General features: G+C 70.0%; 13 protein-coding genes. 7 read left to right on the top strand and 6 right to left on the bottom strand.

Going from position 1 to position 15,851, the window contains the following annotated elements:
• On the top strand, positions 1-1,485 hold the full coding sequence (locus AB0M87_RS24555) for an LCP family protein (protein WP_365856382.1): 1,485 nt from the start codon (positions 1-3) through the stop codon (positions 1,483-1,485).
• A 22-nt stretch (positions 1,486-1,507) separates the two neighbouring features.
• Here the strand turns inward: AB0M87_RS24555 and AB0M87_RS24550 are convergent, their stop codons facing one another.
• Positions 1,508-2,032: an acyl-CoA thioesterase gene (locus AB0M87_RS24550; RefSeq protein WP_365856380.1), complete on the bottom strand. Its 525-nt coding sequence runs from the start codon at positions 2,030-2,032 to the stop codon at positions 1,508-1,510.
• 117 nt (positions 2,033-2,149) lie between these two features.
• Here AB0M87_RS24550 and AB0M87_RS24545 point away from each other — a divergent pair, with 117 nt between their 5' ends.
• The 4 genes from AB0M87_RS24545 (at position 2,150) to AB0M87_RS24530 (ending at position 8,276) form a co-directional block, all read left to right on the top strand.
• Positions 2,150-3,397, top strand: a complete 1,248-nt coding sequence (locus AB0M87_RS24545) for an LCP family protein (RefSeq protein WP_365856378.1) — start codon at positions 2,150-2,152, stop codon at positions 3,395-3,397.
• A gap of 248 nt (positions 3,398-3,645) precedes the next feature.
• Positions 3,646-5,112 (top strand): aldehyde dehydrogenase family protein, encoded by a 1,467-nt coding sequence (locus AB0M87_RS24540; RefSeq protein WP_365856376.1) that lies wholly within the window; start codon positions 3,646-3,648, stop codon positions 5,110-5,112.
• 69 nt (positions 5,113-5,181) lie between these two features.
• The gene (locus AB0M87_RS24535; RefSeq protein ID WP_365856374.1) at positions 5,182-6,735 is read left to right on the top strand and encodes a GMC oxidoreductase; all 1,554 of its coding nucleotides are present in this window, start codon (positions 5,182-5,184) and stop codon (positions 6,733-6,735) included.
• Positions 6,735-8,276 (top strand): APC family permease, encoded by a 1,542-nt coding sequence (locus AB0M87_RS24530; RefSeq protein ID WP_365856372.1) that lies wholly within the window; start codon positions 6,735-6,737, stop codon positions 8,274-8,276. The genes AB0M87_RS24535 and AB0M87_RS24530 overlap by 1 nt, the downstream gene beginning before the upstream one ends.
• Positions 8,277-8,344: 68 nt before the next feature.
• Here the strand turns inward: AB0M87_RS24530 and AB0M87_RS24525 are convergent, their stop codons facing one another.
• Complete coding sequence (locus AB0M87_RS24525; RefSeq protein ID WP_365856370.1) at positions 8,345-9,502, bottom strand: acyl-CoA dehydrogenase family protein; 1,158 nt, start codon at positions 9,500-9,502, stop codon at positions 8,345-8,347.
• 193 nt (positions 9,503-9,695) lie between these two features.
• Here AB0M87_RS24525 and AB0M87_RS24520 point away from each other — a divergent pair, with 193 nt between their 5' ends.
• Positions 9,696-11,039, top strand: a complete 1,344-nt coding sequence (locus AB0M87_RS24520) for a UDP-glucose/GDP-mannose dehydrogenase family protein (RefSeq protein WP_365856368.1) — start codon at positions 9,696-9,698, stop codon at positions 11,037-11,039.
• 18 nt (positions 11,040-11,057) lie between these two features.
• Here the strand turns inward: AB0M87_RS24520 and AB0M87_RS24515 are convergent, their stop codons facing one another.
• From AB0M87_RS24515 to AB0M87_RS24505, 3 genes are read right to left on the bottom strand one after another with little or no spacing between them, the layout of a single operon-like run.
• Positions 11,058-12,245, bottom strand: a complete 1,188-nt coding sequence (locus AB0M87_RS24515; RefSeq protein ID WP_365856366.1) for a dipeptidase — start codon at positions 12,243-12,245, stop codon at positions 11,058-11,060.
• Positions 12,246-12,254: 9 nt separating this feature from the next.
• Positions 12,255-12,797 carry a 5-(carboxyamino)imidazole ribonucleotide mutase gene (gene purE / locus AB0M87_RS24510; RefSeq protein WP_365856364.1) on the bottom strand — a complete coding sequence of 181 codons (543 nt, stop codon included), beginning with the start codon at positions 12,795-12,797 and terminating at the stop codon, positions 12,255-12,257.
• A complete protein-coding gene (locus tag AB0M87_RS24505; RefSeq protein WP_365856362.1) occupies positions 12,794-13,933 on the bottom strand; it encodes a 5-(carboxyamino)imidazole ribonucleotide synthase in 1,140 nt (379 codons plus the stop codon). The genes purE and AB0M87_RS24505 overlap by 4 nt, the downstream gene beginning before the upstream one ends.
• Before the next feature lie 160 nt (positions 13,934-14,093).
• Here AB0M87_RS24505 and AB0M87_RS24500 point away from each other — a divergent pair, with 160 nt between their 5' ends.
• Positions 14,094-14,561 carry a GtrA family protein gene (locus tag AB0M87_RS24500; protein ID WP_365856360.1) on the top strand — a complete coding sequence of 156 codons (468 nt, stop codon included), beginning with the start codon at positions 14,094-14,096 and terminating at the stop codon, positions 14,559-14,561.
• Between the two features lie 6 nt (positions 14,562-14,567).
• Here the strand turns inward: AB0M87_RS24500 and AB0M87_RS24495 are convergent, their stop codons facing one another.
• A complete protein-coding gene (locus AB0M87_RS24495) occupies positions 14,568-15,851 on the bottom strand; it encodes an ATP-binding protein (protein ID WP_365856358.1) in 1,284 nt (427 codons plus the stop codon).

The raw sequence follows: 15,851 nt of genomic DNA, 5'->3' as shown, positions 1-15,851 counted from the left end.
ATGTCCCCCGTGCCTTCACCCCGCCGCAGCAGGCGGAAAGCACGGCCCCGCTGGGGCACGCGGATGGCCACCGCGATGTCCGTCCTGGTGCTGGGTGCCGGCGGCGTCGGCCACGCGGTCGTCAGCCGGCTCGACGACATCGGCCGGGTCGATCCCTTCCACGACATGAAGAACCGCCCCGCCGGTGGCCGCGGCATGAACGTGCTGCTCGTCGGCACCGACGGCCGGGACGAGATCACGCCGGCCGAGAAGGCGAAGTACCACCTCGGCGGCGCCCCCTGTCACTGCACCGACACGATCATGATCGTGCACGTCTCCGCCGACCGTTCACGGGTGAGCGTGGTGAGTCTGCCGCGGGACAGTTACGCCGTGGTGCCCGCCCGCACCGACCCGGCCACCGGGAAGGAACGCGCCGCCCACCCGATCAAGCTCAACGCCGCCTATGCGGAGGGTGGCCCCGGGCTCACTGTGCGGACCGTGGAGCAGATGACCCATGTGAAGATCGACCACTATCTGGAGGTCGACTTCACCAGTTTCATGAAGACGGTGGATGTGCTCGGCGGGGTCGACGTCTGCACCGCCCACCCGCTGCAGGACGCGTACACCGGCCTCGACCTGCCGGTCGGCACCACCAGGCTCGACGGCGGCGAGGCCCTGCAGTACGTACGCTCCCGGCACCTCGACGCGGCGTCCGACCTCGCCAGAATGCAGCGCCAGCAGCGCTTCCTGGCCTCGCTGATCGCCAGGGCGACCAGCAGCGGCGTGCTGCTGAACCCGGTCAAGTTCCGCGAGGTGGCCTCCACGATCTTCGACTCGGTCCGCGCGGACAAGAGCTTCGGCACCGACGAGATGCTCGCACTGGGCCAGGCTATGCGCGGTTTCACCCCGGCATCGTCCGAGTTCTCCTCGGTGCCGGTCGGCGACCCGAGCTTCCCGGTGAAGGGACTCGGCTCCACCGTGAAGTGGGACACGTCGAAGGCCGCGGCGCTTTTCGGCGCGCTGCGTGAGGACCGGCCGATCGCGGCCCCGCTGCCGGAGCAGCGGCAGGCCACCCGGGTCGACGTGCCGCCGGACCAGATCCTGGTACAGGTCACCAACGGAACGGCGAAGAACGGCCTCGCCACCCGGGCCGTCCAGGAGCTGCACGACACCGGTTTCCTCGCCTCGGTGGCGCCCACCGCCCCGGCCGCCCCCGCCGTCCCGGTCCCCACCACCACGACCGCCGCCGCCGCGGCCGCCACGAGCCCGGCCACCGAGCAGCCGAACCCGCACACCGTCATCGAGTACGACCCGCGCTGGGACCGCTCGGTCAAGTCGGTGGCCGCAGCGCTGCCGGGCGCCGAACTACGGGCGGTCAACGGCATCGGCGGGACGATCAAGGTGACCATCGGGTCGGACTTCGACTCGGTGACCCGAGTCCGGGCGGACGAGCCGGCGGCGGACAAGTTCGACGCGGTGAAGGGCGACGAAGTGGTCTGCCACTAAGGGCTGTCAGCCGGCACGCGGCTCAGTCGTCGAAACCGTCGGCGGCCCGCTGCTCGCGGAGTTCCTTGATCGCGCGCCGCCTGGCGAGCCGGTGCGTACGCCGGATCTGGGCCTCCTGGTAGCGGCGCTTGTCCCGCTCGGTCTCCGGGAGCACCGGCGGTACCACCCTGGGCTTGCCGTCCGCGTCGACCGCGGCGAAGACCAGGTAGGCGCTGCCGACCTGCTGGGCCGGGGACGACTCGTTCCACCGTTCGGCCAGGACCCGGACACCGACCTCCATCGATGACCGGCCCGTCCAGTTCACCTGGGCCTTCACATGGACCAGGTCACCGACCCGCACCGGCTCCAGGAAGACCATCTCGTCCATCGAGGCGGTGACCGCGGGCCCGCCGGAGTGCCGGCCTGCCACGGCACCGGCCGCGTCGTCCACCAGTTTCATGATGACGCCACCGTGCACCGTGCCGAGGAGGTTGGTGTCCGTGCCCGTCATGATGTGGCTCAAGGTGGTACGGGAGGCCGAGGTGGGCTTGCCCGGAAGATCTGTCATACGTGCCAGCTTATGCGGGCTCCGGGGCCGCCATTTTGCATCAGCTTCGCAACAGCCCTGCCCCGATCCCTCACCCGCCCTGTGATGAGCACACCGGGTCACTGCACACTGGTCCGTATGAACGACAGGGACCGTTACGGACGCGGCAGCGAGAGTGCGCGACCCGAGGGCGCTCGGGTCATGCGGCAGGTGCCGCGTGCGCCCCGGGCTCAGGGGCAGCGCCGGGTGCCGCCGCCCGCCCAGGGATACGACGACGGCTACGACGCCCCGTACGACAGCGGTTACAACACCGGCCAGGTCTACGGCCAGGACGGCCGGAGGGGCCCCGGCCATCCCGGCGGCCCCCGCATTCCGGGCCCCCGCTCCGGCGAGCGCCCCGGCGCCGCTCCGAACTGGGGCCGTCGCATCAGGGTCGGTGCGCTGGTCCTGGTCGTCGCCATCCTCGGTGTCTCCATCGGCACCTACTTCTGGGCCGACGGCAAGCTCCGCCGTGAGGTCGACCTGTCGAAGGTGATCGACCGCCCGGCCACCGGCAAGGGCACGAACTACCTGATCGTCGGTTCGGACAGCCGCGAAGGCATGTCCGCGGCCGACAAGAAGAAGCTGCACACCGGCTCCGCCGAGGGCAAGCGCACCGACTCCATGATCATCCTGCATGTCGGGGACAACGGGAACACGATGGTCTCGCTGCCCCGCGACTCGGACGTCGAGATACCGACGTTCAAGGGCTCGGAGTCCGGCAAGACCTACCCGGGCACCGGCAAGCACACCAAACTGAACGCCGCCTACGCCGAGGACGGCCCGGAGCTACTGGTGCGCACCATCGAGTTCAACACCGGTCTGCACATCGACCACTACGCGGAGATCGGCTTCGACGGCTTCGCGAGCATCGTGGACGCGGTCGGCGGCGTGGAGATGAACCTCCCGCAGGGCTTCAAGGACAAGTACTCGGGCGCCGACTTCAAGTCGGGCAAGCAGACCCTCAACGGCCAGCAGGCCCTCGCCTTCGTCCGTACCCGCCACGCCTTCGCAGCCAGCGACCTGCAGCGCACCAAGAACCAGCAGAAGTTCCTGGCAGCCCTGGCCAGCCAGACCGCCACCCCCTCCACGGTCCTGAACCCCTTCAAGCTCTACCCCGTGATGGGCGCGGGCCTGGACACCGTGATCGTGGACAAGGACATGAGCCTGTGGAACCTGGCGTCCATGTTCTGGGCCATGAAGGGCGTCTCGGGCGGCGACGGCAAGCAGATGAACATGCCGGTCTCCGGCTCCACCGGCGGCAACCTGGTCTGGGACAAGACCAAGGTCAAGCAGCTGGTGCAGGAGCTGCAGAACGACGACAAGGTGACGGTGTCGGGGAACTAGTGCCGCTCCACCTCGACCCTGCGCAGGCGCCCCGGCTCCGAAGGCGGCCCCTCCCGCGCGTCGCGCTCCGCCGTTAGGCCGTCCCGGTCACGTAGCCGCCTCGCCCGCCTGCCCTGCGGTGTGCCCCGCGCCCACTGTCCGCGCCCTGCACCAAGTTGGTACCCGTACGGACTTACGGGCCGCTGGGACCGTGCACGGGCCGCGGGCCGGCCGTCCCGCGGGCGCCACGCGAGGTGAGGGAGCAGGCGGTGACTCAGCTGTACATCGACGGCGAATGGGTCCGGGCGGCGGCAGGCGGCCGGCGGGACGTGATCAACCCGTTCGACGCCTCCGTCATCACCTCCGTCGAGGAAGCCGACGCGAGCGACGTCGACCGCGCCGTACGGGCGGCGAAACGTGCCTTCGAGCAAGGTGACTGGTCCGGCTCGCCGACCCGCCGCCGCGCCGACCTGTTGCACCGCGTGCACGATCTGCTGCTGCGCGACCAGGAGGAGATCGCCCGCACCGAGACCCTGGACACCGGCAAGACGCTGACCGAGGCACGGATCGATGTCGAGGACGTGGCGAACGCCTTCCGCTACTTCGCCGAGATCGCCGACAAGGACGGTGGTCGCGTCGTGGACGTGGGCCCCGACGTCTTCAGCCGGGTCGTCTACCAGCCGGTCGGCGTGTGCGCCCTGATCGCGCCCTGGAACTACCCGATGCTGCAGGCCTCGTGGAAGGTGGCGCCGGCACTCGCGGCGGGCAACACCTTCGTCCTCAAGCCCAGCGAGACCACGCCGCTCAGCACCATCGCCATGATCCGGCTCATCGAGGAGGCCGGCGCGCCGCCCGGTGTCGCCAACCTGGTGCTGGGCCCCGGCGCCACCGTCGGCGCGGCCCTGTCCGCGCACGCGGAGGTGGACCTGGTCTCCTTCACCGGCGGACTGGCGACCGGGCGCCGGATCATGGAGGCCGCGGCGCCCGATGTGAAGAACATCGCACTCGAACTCGGCGGCAAGAACCCCAACATCGTCTTCGAGGACGCCGACTTCGCCGCCGCCGTCGACTACGCGCTGGACGCCGCGTTCCTGCACTCCGGGCAGGTCTGCTCGGCCGGCTCCCGGCTCATCGTCCAGGACACCGTCCACGACCGCTTCGTGGAGCGGCTGGCCGCCCGCGCGCAGGCCATCCGGCTCGGCAACGGCCTGGACCCGCAGACCGAGAGCGGACCGCTCAGCTCCGCCGGGCACCGCGAGAAGGTGGAGAGCTACCTGGAGATCGCCCGCGCCGAAGGGGCGCGGCTGGTCACCGGCGGGCGCCGCCCCGACGATCCCGGACTGGCCCGCGGTTACTTCCTGCTCCCCACGATCTACGCCGACTGCGACCGGTCCATGCGCATCGTGCAGGAAGAGGTCTTCGGCCCGGTGGTCACCGTGGAGCGGTTCCGCACCGAGGAAGAGGCCGTCGAGCTGGCCAACGACACCCGTTACGGGCTGGCCGGCGGCGTGTGGACCAGCGACGCGAGCCGCGCCCAGCGGGTCGCGATCCAGCTGCGGCACGGCACGGTCTGGATCAACGACTTCCACCCCTATGTACCGCAGGCCGAGTGGGGCGGATTCGGCCGCTCCGGCGTCGGACGGGAGCTCGGGCCGACGGGTCTGCGCGAGTACCAGGAAGCCAAGCACATCTACCAGAACCTTCGCCCCGCGCCCTCCGGCTGGTTCAAGGGGTGACGACGCGGCGCTCGGAAGAACTCCGGAAGCGCACACCGGAAGGGCGAACAGGACGGCATGAGTGACGGCATGAGTGACGAGAGCGGATACGACTACGTCATCGTCGGCGGTGGGACAGCCGGCTGCGTACTGGCCGCCCGGCTGACCGAGGACCCGGACTGCCGGGTGTGCGTCGTGGAGGGCGGCCCCAGCGATGTCGGGGACGAGCGCATCCTGGAGCTGCGCAACTGGATCAACCTGCTCGACTCCGAGTTCGACTACGGCTACACCACCGAGGAGCAGCCGCGCGGCAACTCGCACATCCTGCACTCCCGGGCCCGGGTGCTCGGCGGCTGCTCCTCGCACAACACGCTCATCAGCTTCCTGCCGTTCCCCGAAGACCTCGACGAGTGGGCGCTGCGCGGCTGCACGGGCTGGGACGCCCACACCGTGCTGCCCTACCGGCAGCGGTTGCTGAACCACATCGTCCCGGTCGCGGAGCAGGACCGGAACCCGATCGCCCGGGACTTCGTGACCGCTGCCGCCGACGCCCTGGGCGTGCCCGTCGTCGAGGACTTCAACCGCCGCCCGTTCGCGGACGGCGCGGGCTTCTTCTCGGTGGCCTACGACCCGGCCACCGGCCACCGCTCGTCGGCGTCCGTCGCCTACCTGCACCCGGTGCTCGACCGGCCGAACCTCACGCTGAAGCTGGAGACCTGGGCGTACCGCCTGTTGCCGGACGCCTCCGGGCGCCTCACCCGCGTGCAGGTCCGTCACGCGGACGGCAGCACCGCCACCCTCAGGTCCGAGCGCGAGACGCTGCTGTGCGCCGGGGCGATCGACACGCCCCGGCTTCTGCTGCTGTCCGGCATCGGCCCCGCCGACCAGCTGCGCGCCCTCGGCATCGACGTACTCGCCGATCTGCCCGGTGTGGGCGAGAACCTGCTGGACCACCCCGAGTCGGTCATCGTGTGGGAGACCGACGGGCCGCTGCCGCCCAACTCCGCCATGGACTCCGATGCCGGACTGTTCGTACGACGGGATCCGGCGCTGTCGCGGCCCGACCTGATGTTCCACTTCTACCAGGTGCCGTTCACCCTCAACACGGTCCGGCTCGGTTACCCGACGCCGGACCACGGTGTCTGCATGACGCCCAACGTGCCCAAGGCCCGTTCGGTCGGGCGGCTGTGGCTGCGCAGCGCCGACCCGGGCGACAAACCCGCCCTGGACTTCCGGTACTTCACCGACCCCGAGGGCCACGACGAACGCACCATCGTCGACGGGCTGCGGCTGGCCCGCGAGGTGGCGGCCACGGAACCGCTGCGGCACTGGCTGCGACGCGAGGTCGCGCCCGGCCCGGACGTACGGACCGACCGGGAGCTCTCGGAGTACGGGCGCCGAGCCGCGCACACCGTCTACCACCCGGCCGGCACCTGCCGGATGGGCGCCGATGACGATCCGACGGCCGTACTCGACCCGCAGTTGCGGGTGCGCGGGCAGGACGGTCTGCGGGTGGTGGACGCCTCGCTCTTCCCGGCCATGCCGACGATCAACCCGATGGTCACCGTTCTGCTGGCCGCCGAACGCGCGGCGGACCTCCTGACCGGCCGTGAGGGCCCCAAGCCCACCGGAACGGAACGCTGATGGCGCCCGGACTGCCGCAGACCGGCGGCGCGGCGGAGGAGCCCGGCGGACACGGCGGGAACAGCGAGCACGGCGGGGGCGCCGGGGCGGCCGGGGCGGAGAAGTCAGAGTTCCGCAAGGACATGGGGCCCTGGGCCAACTTCGCGCTCGGCTTCACCTACCTCTCACCCGTGGTGAGCACCTACACCCTCTTCGGCACCGCGCTGGCCACCGGCGGACCGCCGATGATCTGGGCGTTCCTGATGGCCGGCGCCGGACAGTTCCTCGTCACACTCGTCTTCGGCGAGGTCGTCGCCCAGTTCCCCATCGCCGGCGGCGTCTACCCCTGGGCGCGCCGCCTGTGGGGCAAGCGCTGGGCGTGGATGACGGGCTGGATGTACATGTGGGCGCTGCTCGTCACGATCACCAGCGTGGCGTACGGCGCCGGCCCGTACATCGCCATCCTCATCGGCTTCCGGCCGACCGTGCACACGACCGTGCTGTGCACCATCGTCCTGATCTTCATCGCCGCGCTGGTCAACTGGGCCGGTACCAAAGCCCTGTCCATGGCCGCCATCATCGGCTTCAGCGCCGAGCTGATCGGCGCCCTCATCGTCGGCGTCTACCTGCTGTCCACCCACCGCGAGCACGGCATCGGCGTCATCGTCGACGACTTCGGGACCTCCGGCAACGGCTCGTACACGCCGGTGTTCCTGGCCGCCGCCATCATCGGCTTCTACCAGTACTACGGCTTCGAGGCCTGCGGTGACACCGCCGAGGAGGTCAACCACCCCGGGCGCATCATCCCCCGGGCGATGCGCCGCACCATCTACGTCGGCGGCGCCGCGGCCACGTTCACCTGCCTGAGCCTGCTGCTGTCCGTCACCGACTACCGGGCCGTCATCTCCGGCAAGGACACCGACCCGGTGGTGCGCGTCCTCTTCGACGCGCTCGGGGAGGCCGGGGCCCGGCTGGTCATGGCCGTCGTCCTCATCTCGTTCCTGTCCTGCACCATCAGCCTGCAGGCCGCGGCCGGGCGCCTCATCTACTCCTACGCCCGCGACGAGATGATCGTCGGTCACCAGTTGCTGCGCCGCTTCTCCAAGGCCCGTGCCGTACCGGAGTTCGCCCTGCTGCTGGCTGCGGTCGTCCCCGCCCTGATCGCGCTGGGTTCGCTGTTCTCGGAGGACGCCCTCACCAAGATCGTCTCGTTCGCCATCCTCGGCATCTACACGTCCTTCCAGATGGTCGTGCTGGCCTCGTTGCGGGCCCGGCTCAAGGGCTGGCAGCCGGCCGGGGAGTTCCGGATGGGGCGGTGGGGCCTGCCGGTCAACGTGGCGGCGCTGGCCTACGGCATCTTCGCCATCGTCAACATCTCCTGGGCCCGCACCCCCGAGGCCCCGTGGTACGACAACTGGATCGTCCTGTTGTGCGGCGGAGTGGTCCTGCTCGTGGGGCTCCTGTACATGTTCACCACCCACCACTACGGCCGCAGCGACGCTCCGGCGGGCAGCGCCATCCCGGACCGGGCGACTGCGGACCGAGCGGCCCCGAACTCCTGAGGCCCGGCCGGGCGAACGCCGCGGGGCGCCCCGGAGGGCGCCCCTGGCCGGGCCGGTGATCCGCCGGGTTACGGCAGGTTGCGGGCCATGACGATCCGCTGCACCTGGTTCGTGCCTTCATAGATCTGGGTGATCTTCGCGTCCCGCATCATCCGCTCCACCGGGTAGTCCCGCGTGTAGCCGTAGCCGCCGAGGATCTGGACCGCGTCGGTGGTGACCTCCATGGCGACGTCGGAGGCGAAGCACTTGGCCGCGGCGCCCGCGAAGGTCAGGTCGCTGTCGAGGCGCTCGGACTTGGCCGCCGCCGCGTAGGTGAGCTGGCGGGCGGCCTCTATCTTCATGGCCATGTCGGCGAGCATGAACTGGATGCCCTGGAAGTCGTTGATCGGCTTGCCGAACTGCTTGCGCTCCCGGGCGTAACCCTTGGCGTAGTCCAGGGCGCCCTGGGCGATGCCGAGGGCCTGGGCGGCGATGGTGATGCGGGTGTGGTCGAGGGTCTTCATCGCGGTGGCGAAGCCGGTGCCCTCGGCGCCGATCATGCGGTCGGCGGGGATCCGGACGTTGTCGAGGTAGACCTCGCGGGTCGGGGAGCCCTTGATGCCGAGCTTCTTCTCCGGGGCGCCGAAGGAGACGCCCTCGTCGGACTTCTCGACGACGAAGGCGCTGATGCCCTTGGAGCGCTTGGTGGGGTCGGTGACGGCCATCACCGTGTAGTACTCGGAGACACCGGCGTTGGTGATCCAGCGCTTCACCCCGTTGAGCACCCAGAAGTCGCCGTCGCGGACGGCCTTCGTCTTCATGCCCGCCGCGTCCGATCCGGCGTCCGGCTCGGAGAGGCAGTACGAGAACATGCCGTCGCCCTGGGCGAGCGGAGTCATGTACTTCTTCTTGAGGTCCTCGGAGCCGGACAGGATCACCGGGAGGGAGCCGAGCTTGTTCACGGCGGGGATGAGGGAGGACGACGCGCAGACGCGGGCCACCTCCTCGATGACGATGACCGTGGCGAGCGCGTCGGCGCCCGCGCCGCCGTACTCCTCCGGTACGTGGACCGCGTGCAGGTCGGCGGCGGTCAGGGCGTCCAGCGCCTCCTGCGGGAAGCGGGCCTCCTCGTCGACCGCCGCGGCGAACGGCGCTATCTTCGCCTCGGCCAGGGAGCGGACCGAGTCACGGAGCATGGCGTGCTCCTCGGCCGGGCGGTACAGGTCGAAATCGGGCGAACCTGCCAAGGTCACTCACTCCCCAGGATGCTGACTACCGTCGATGCTAACTACCGTTAAGTAACTTCATTTTAGACGGCGAGCCACCGCGGGTATATCGCCGTCCTACGTGAGGTTGGCGACAGCGGGAATCCGGCCGCCGGCAGTGCCCCGGATATGCTCGGGCGCGCACCCGAACCCGTACGCCCCCTGGAGCATGCTGATGGCCCTGAAAATCACCGTGATCGGCACCGGCTACCTCGGCGCCACGCATGCCGCGGCCATGGCGGAGCTGGGCTTCGACGTGCTCGGACTCGATGTGGTGCCCGAGAAGATCGAGCTGCTCTCACAGGGGCGGGTCCCGATGTACGAGCCGGGGCTCGAGGAGATCCTGCAGCGTCACGTCGCGGGACTCGACGGGTCCACCGGGCGGCTGCGGTTCACCACCTCGTGGGAGGAGGTGGGGGAGTTCGGTGATGTGCACTTCGTCTGCGTGAACACCCCGCAGAAGCACGGCGAGTACGCCTGCGACATGTCGTACGTGGACCGTGCCTTCAGCCTGCTTGCCCCGCATCTGAAGCGGGCCGCGCTGGTCGTCGGCAAGTCCACCGTGCCGGTCGGCAGCGCGGCACGGCTGGCGGAGCTGATCAGCGGGCTCGCCCCGGCGGGTGACGCCGTCGAGCTGGCCTGGAACCCGGAGTTCCTGCGCGAGGGCTTCGCCGTGCAGGACACCCTGCGCCCGGACCGGATCGTGGTGGGGGTGCGGAGCGAGCGGTCCGAGAAGCTGCTGCGCGAGGTGTACGCGGGGCCGATCGGCGAGGGCTCACCGTTCGTGGTGACCGACTTCCCCACCGCCGAACTGGTGAAGACCGCGGCGAACTCGTTCCTGGCCACGAAGATCTCGTTCATCAACGCGATGGCCGAGGTGTGCGAGGCCGCGGAAGGCGATGTGGCGAAACTGGCCGAGGCACTCGGCCATGACGAACGGATCGGCAAGAAGTTCCTGCGGGCCGGTATCGGCTTCGGCGGCGGGTGTCTGCCCAAGGACATCCGGGCCTTCATGGCACGCGCCGGCGAGCTCGGCGCCGACCAGGCGCTGACGTTTCTGCGCGAGGTCGACTCGATCAATATGCGGCGGCGTGGGCACATGGTCGAGCTGGCCCGGGAAGCGGTCGGCGGCGGTTCGTTCCTGGGCAAGCGGGTCGCGGTACTGGGTGCGGCCTTCAAGCCGGATTCGGACGACGTACGGGACTCGCCCGCGCTGAACGTCGCCGGGCAGATCCATCTGCAGGGCGGTCAGGTCACCGTGTACGACCCCAAGGGCATGGAGAACGCCCGCCGTCTCTTCCCGACGCTCGGGTACGCGGAGACCGCGCTGGACGCGGTGCGCGGGGCGGACGTCGTGCTGCACCTGACCGAGTGGCGCCAGTTCCGCGAGCTGGACCCCGTGGAGCTGGGGGCGGTGGCCGCCGAGCGGATACTGCTGGACGGGCGCAACGCGCTGGACGCCGTGGCGTGGCGGGACGCCGGGTGGACGTACCGCGCCATGGGGCGGCCGCGGGCGTAGGCCGCGGCCGCCGGGCGGTCAGCCGTCCAGGTCGGCCAGGGTCGCGTTGGACGGGCCGCGCTGCGACTGGAGGTCGCGCGCGACGTCCTCCGCGGCGCGCAGCACCCGTACGGCGTTCAGCCAGGTCAGCTTGGACAGCTCGTCCACCGACCAGCCGCGGCGGATCAGCTCGGCGATCAGCTGGGGGTAGCCGCCCACGTCCTCCAGACCGGCCGGGGTGAACGCGGTGCCGTCGTAGTCGCCGCCGATGCCGATGTGGTCGACACCGGCGACCTCACGCATGTGGTCGAGGTGGTCGGCGACGGTGGACACGGTGGCCATCGGCCGGGGGTGCGCCTCCTCGAAGGCGCGCTGCACCTTCATACCGGCGGGGGTCGTGTCCAGGTGGTGCAGCCCGTGGGCGCGCATGTTCTCGTCCGCCCGTGCGGTCCACTCGACCGCCTCGGGGAGGATGAACTTCGGAACGAAGGTGGCCATCGCGATCCCGCCGTTCACCGGCAGCTGGGCCAGCACGTCGTCCGGGACGTTGCGCGGATGGTCACAGACCGCGCGGGCCGAGGAGTGCGAGAAGATCACCGGCGCGGTGGAGGTCTCCAGCGCGGCCCGCATCGTCTTCGCGGACACATGGGAGAGGTCCACCAGCATGCCGGTGCGGTTCATCTCCCGTACCACCTCGTGGCCGAAGGCGGTCAGCCCGTGCGCCTTCTCCACGTCGGTCGCCGAGTCCGCCCAGGCGATGTTGTCGTTGTGGGTGAGGGTCATGTACCGCACACCGAGCGCGTACAGCGCGCGCAGGGTGCCCAGCGAGTTGTTGATGGAGTGGCCGCCCTCGGCCCCCATCAGTGAGGCGATACGGCCCTGACCGCGGGCGGATTCCATGTCGTCAGCGGTCAGCGCCCGGACCAGGTCACCCGGATAGCGGGCGATCAGCTGGTCCACCACGTCGATCTGCTCCAGCGTCGCGCTGACCGCCTCGTCGCCCGCCAGGTCGCTGCGGACGTAGACCGACCAGAACTGGGCGCCGACACAGCCCTTGCGCAGCCGGTGCAGATCGGTGTGGAGCCGGCCCGTCTGGTCGCGCGCGATGTCGAGCTTGTCCAGGTCGTAACGGACGTGTTCGCGCAGCGCCCACGGCAGGTCGTTGTGTCCGTCGACGACCGGGTGGTCGGCGAGCACATCGAGGGCCTCGGTGAGATGAGCCGACATGGCTTCCGCCTACTTTCCGAATCCGAAGGAACCTGCCCCCTCGACCTTCGCACGCAACCGCTTGCCCTTCTCGGTGGCCTGCTCCTTCAGCTCCTGCTGGAATTCCCGCATCTTGTCGAGAAGTTCCGGATCGGCGGTGGCCAGGATACGCGCGGCGAGCAGGCCCGCGTTCCGCGCGCCGCCCACCGAGACCGTCGCCACCGGGACGCCGGCCGGCATCTGGACGATGGACAGCAGCGAGTCCATGCCGTCCAGGTACTTCAACGGCACCGGCACGCCGATCACCGGGAGCGGGGTCACCGAAGCGAGCATGCCCGGCAGGTGGGCCGCTCCCCCGGCGCCCGCGATGATCGCCTTGAGGCCACGTCCTGCGGCCTCCTCGCCGTACGCGATCATCTCGCGGGCCATCCGGTGTGCGGAGACGACATCGACCTCGTAGCGGATCTCGAACTCGTCCAGCGCCTCGGCGGCGGCCTCCATGACCGGCCAGTCGGAGTCCGATCCCATGACGATGCCGATGGGCGGGGTGGTCGTGCCGACGGGCTCGTTCATGTGAGCAGTGTCCCTCGCAGGTATCCGGCGGCGTGACGGGCGCGCTCCAGCGTCTCGTCCAGGTCGTCACCGTAGGTGTTGACGTGGCCGACCTTGCGTCCGGGCTTCACGTCCTTGCCGTACATGTGGATCTTCAGCTGCGGATCGTGCGCCATGCAGTGCAGATACGCCTGGTACATGTCCGGGTAGTCGCCGCCGAGGACGTTGCACATGACCGTCCAGCGGGCGCGCGGACGCGGATCGCCCAGCGGCAGGTCGAGCACGGCTCGCACGTGGTTGGCGAACTGCGAGGTGACCGAACCGTCCTGGGTCCAGTGACCGGAGTTGTGCGGGCGCATCGCGAGCTCGTTGACCAGGATCCGGCCGTCACGGGTCTCGAAGAGTTCCACCGCGAGGTGACCGGTCACCCCCAGCTCCGCCGCGATCCGCAGCGCGAGCTGCTGGGCCTGGCCGGCGAGCTCCTCGTCCAGTCCGGGGGCCGGTGCGATCACCGTGTCGCAGACCCCGTCGACCTGCTGGGACTCCACGACCGGGTAGGCCACCGCCTGGCCGTGCGGGGAGCGCACGACGTTCGCCGCGAGCTCCCGTACGAAGTCCACCTTCTCCTCGGCGAGTACCGGGACGCCCGCCCTGAAGGGCGCTTCGGCGTCCACCTCGGAGCGTACGAACCACACGCCCTTGCCGTCGTAACCGCCCCGGACGGTCTTGAGGATGACCGGGAAGCCACCCACCTCGTCCGCGAAGGCCACCGCGTCGGCGGGATCCGAGACGATCCGGTGCCGGGGGCAGGGGGCGCCGAGCGCCGTGAGCCGCTCGCGCATCACCCCCTTGTCCTGGGCGTGCACCAGGGCGTCCGGCCCGGGCCGGACGGGAATGCCGTCGGCTTCCAGGGCCCGCAAATGCTCGACCGGCACATGCTCGTGATCAAAAGTGATCACGTCGCAACCGCGGGCGAAGGCACGCAGCGTCGGCAGATCGCGATAGTCGCCGACGACGACTTCGTTCACCACCTGAGCAGCCGAGTCCTGCGGGGTGTCACTGAGCAGCTTGAATCTGATGCCGAGGGGAATGCCTGCCTCGTGGGTCATACGGGCGAGCTGTCCGCCACCGACCATGCCGACTACGGGAAACGTCACACACCCAGGGTATCCGCCGGTCTGTCACAGCCCTGCCACTGCTCGGCTGCCCGCGGCGCGGGCCGGCAGGCGCTCGTCTAGCATGGCGGGGTTGACGACCGAGTCACGGGCAGGCGACCGGCGCACCCGCCGGCGGTAGGGGACGGGGCTGAGCCACACCATGAGCGAATGGGGCGCGCTGCGGATACGGCTGGACGCGCTGGCTCGCGAGCTCGCCAAGTTCGGTGCGGTCGGGGCGATCGGTTTTGTGGTCAATGCGGTCGTTTTCAACATCTGCACGCACTCTTTTGATCTTGCCGTGGTGCGGTCCGGGGTGATCGCCACCTGCGTCGCCATCACGACGAACTATGTCGGCAACCGTTACTGGACCTACCGGCATACCGACCGCAGCAAGCGGACCCGGGAGCTGACGCTCTTCCTGCTCTTCAGCGGCATCGGTCTGGTCATCGAGAACGGCACGCTGGCCCTGTCGCACTACGGCTTCGGCCTCACGTCGACGCTCGCCGACAACATGGCCAAGAACGTCGTCGGTCTCGGTCTCGGCACCGTCTTCCGCTTCTGGTCCTACCGGACCTGGGTGTTTCGGGCGCTGCCCGCCCAGGAAGCGATGCAGACCGCCGGGCGGTGACCCGCCTCACCTGACCGTCGGCTTCTCCTGATGCGGACCGGAGGCTGCCGTCAGCCCCTGCGACACCCGGCTCAGGAAGAGCGCGAAGACCGGCGGGTGCTGCTGCAGCATTTCCAGACGTCCGCCGTCCGCCTCGGCCAGGTCGCGGGCCACGGCAAGTCCGATTCCGGTGGAGTTGCGGCCGCTGATGGTCCGCTCGAAGATCCGCGCCCCCAGCTCGGGCGGCACCCCGGGGCCCTCGTCCGTCACCTCGACAACGGTCTGGGTGCCGGTGACCCTGGTGCGGATCGCGACGGTGCCCCCGCCGTGCATCAGCGAGTTCTCGATCAGCGCGGCCATCACCTGGGCCACCGCGCCGGGGGTGCCGACGGCGCGCAAGCCGTGCTTCCCGGACCGCACGATCGCGCGTCCCGCGCTGCGGTACGCCGGACGCCATTCCTGCAGTTGCTGCTTGACGACCTCGTCGAGATCGAAGGTGACAGCGGAGCCGGTGCGCGGGTCCCTGGAGTTGGTCAGCAGCCGCTCCACCACATCGGTGAGCCGCTCCACCTGGGTCAGTGCGATGGTCGCCTCCTCCTTCACCGTGTCCAGGTCGTCGGTGAGGGTGATCTCCTCCAGACGCATGGAGAGCGCGGTCAACGGCGTGCGGAGCTGGTGCGAGGCGTCCGCGGCGAGCCTGCGCTCGGCGGTCAGCATGCGGGTGATCCGCTCGGCCGACGAGTCCAGCACATCCGCGACCCGGTCCAGTTCGGGTACCGCGTACCGCTTGTGTCGAGGGCGCGGGTCGCCGGACCCCAGACGCTCGGCGGTCTCGGCGAGATCGGTGAGCGGCGAGGCGAGCCGGTTGGCCTGGCGCACGGCGAGCAGTACCGCCGAGATGATCGCGAGCAGCGCGACCGCCGCGATGATCAGGAGGGTCCGGCCCACCTCGCGGGTGACGGTGGAGGCCGGTTCCTCGACGGAGACCTTCTCGCCCCGCCCGCCGGTTGCCGTACCGCGGATGACGCTGCCCGCCGGCTCCGTGCCGAGCCGGATGGTTCCCTTGCCGGGGATCTGGACCACCGCGTAGCGGTTGGCGTCCACCTGGTCGCGAAGGATCTCCTTGGTGACCCGCTCGTCACCGACCAGCCGGCTCTCCACGATGCTGGACAGCCGCAGCGCCTCGGAGTCCACGCTCTCCTGGGCGCTGCTGCTGATGGTGCGCGTCTCAACGATGACGAGCGAGACGCCGAAGACGGCGATCACGACGAGCACGACGGCGAGCGTGGAACTGATCAGGCGGCGGCGCAT

It is taken from the genome of Streptomyces sp. NPDC051320 (assembly GCF_040682175.1).
Taxonomy (GTDB): domain Bacteria; phylum Actinomycetota; class Actinomycetes; order Streptomycetales; family Streptomycetaceae; genus Streptomyces.
This window is presented reverse-complemented; position numbering and strand designations above follow the sequence as displayed.

Coding starts and splice junctions, on each gene's coding strand:
- AB0M87_RS24545 (WP_365856378.1), top strand. CDS start 2,150: ATGAACGACAGGGACCGTTACGGACGCGGCAGCGAGAGTGCGCGACCC.
- purE (WP_365856364.1), bottom strand. CDS start 12,797: ATGAACGAGCCCGTCGGCACGACCACCCCGCCCATCGGCATCGTCATG.
- AB0M87_RS24515 (WP_365856366.1), bottom strand. CDS start 12,245: ATGTCGGCTCATCTCACCGAGGCCCTCGATGTGCTCGCCGACCACCCG.
- AB0M87_RS24520 (WP_365856368.1), top strand. CDS start 9,696: ATGGCCCTGAAAATCACCGTGATCGGCACCGGCTACCTCGGCGCCACG.
- AB0M87_RS24500 (WP_365856360.1), top strand. CDS start 14,094: ATGAGCGAATGGGGCGCGCTGCGGATACGGCTGGACGCGCTGGCTCGC.
- AB0M87_RS24495 (WP_365856358.1), bottom strand. CDS start 15,851: ATGCGCCGCCGCCTGATCAGTTCCACGCTCGCCGTCGTGCTCGTCGTG.
- AB0M87_RS24555 (WP_365856382.1), top strand. CDS start 1: ATGTCCCCCGTGCCTTCACCCCGCCGCAGCAGGCGGAAAGCACGGCCC.
- AB0M87_RS24530 (WP_365856372.1), top strand. CDS start 6,735: ATGGCGCCCGGACTGCCGCAGACCGGCGGCGCGGCGGAGGAGCCCGGC.
- AB0M87_RS24535 (WP_365856374.1), top strand. CDS start 5,182: ATGAGTGACGAGAGCGGATACGACTACGTCATCGTCGGCGGTGGGACA.
- AB0M87_RS24550 (WP_365856380.1), bottom strand. CDS start 2,032: ATGACAGATCTTCCGGGCAAGCCCACCTCGGCCTCCCGTACCACCTTG.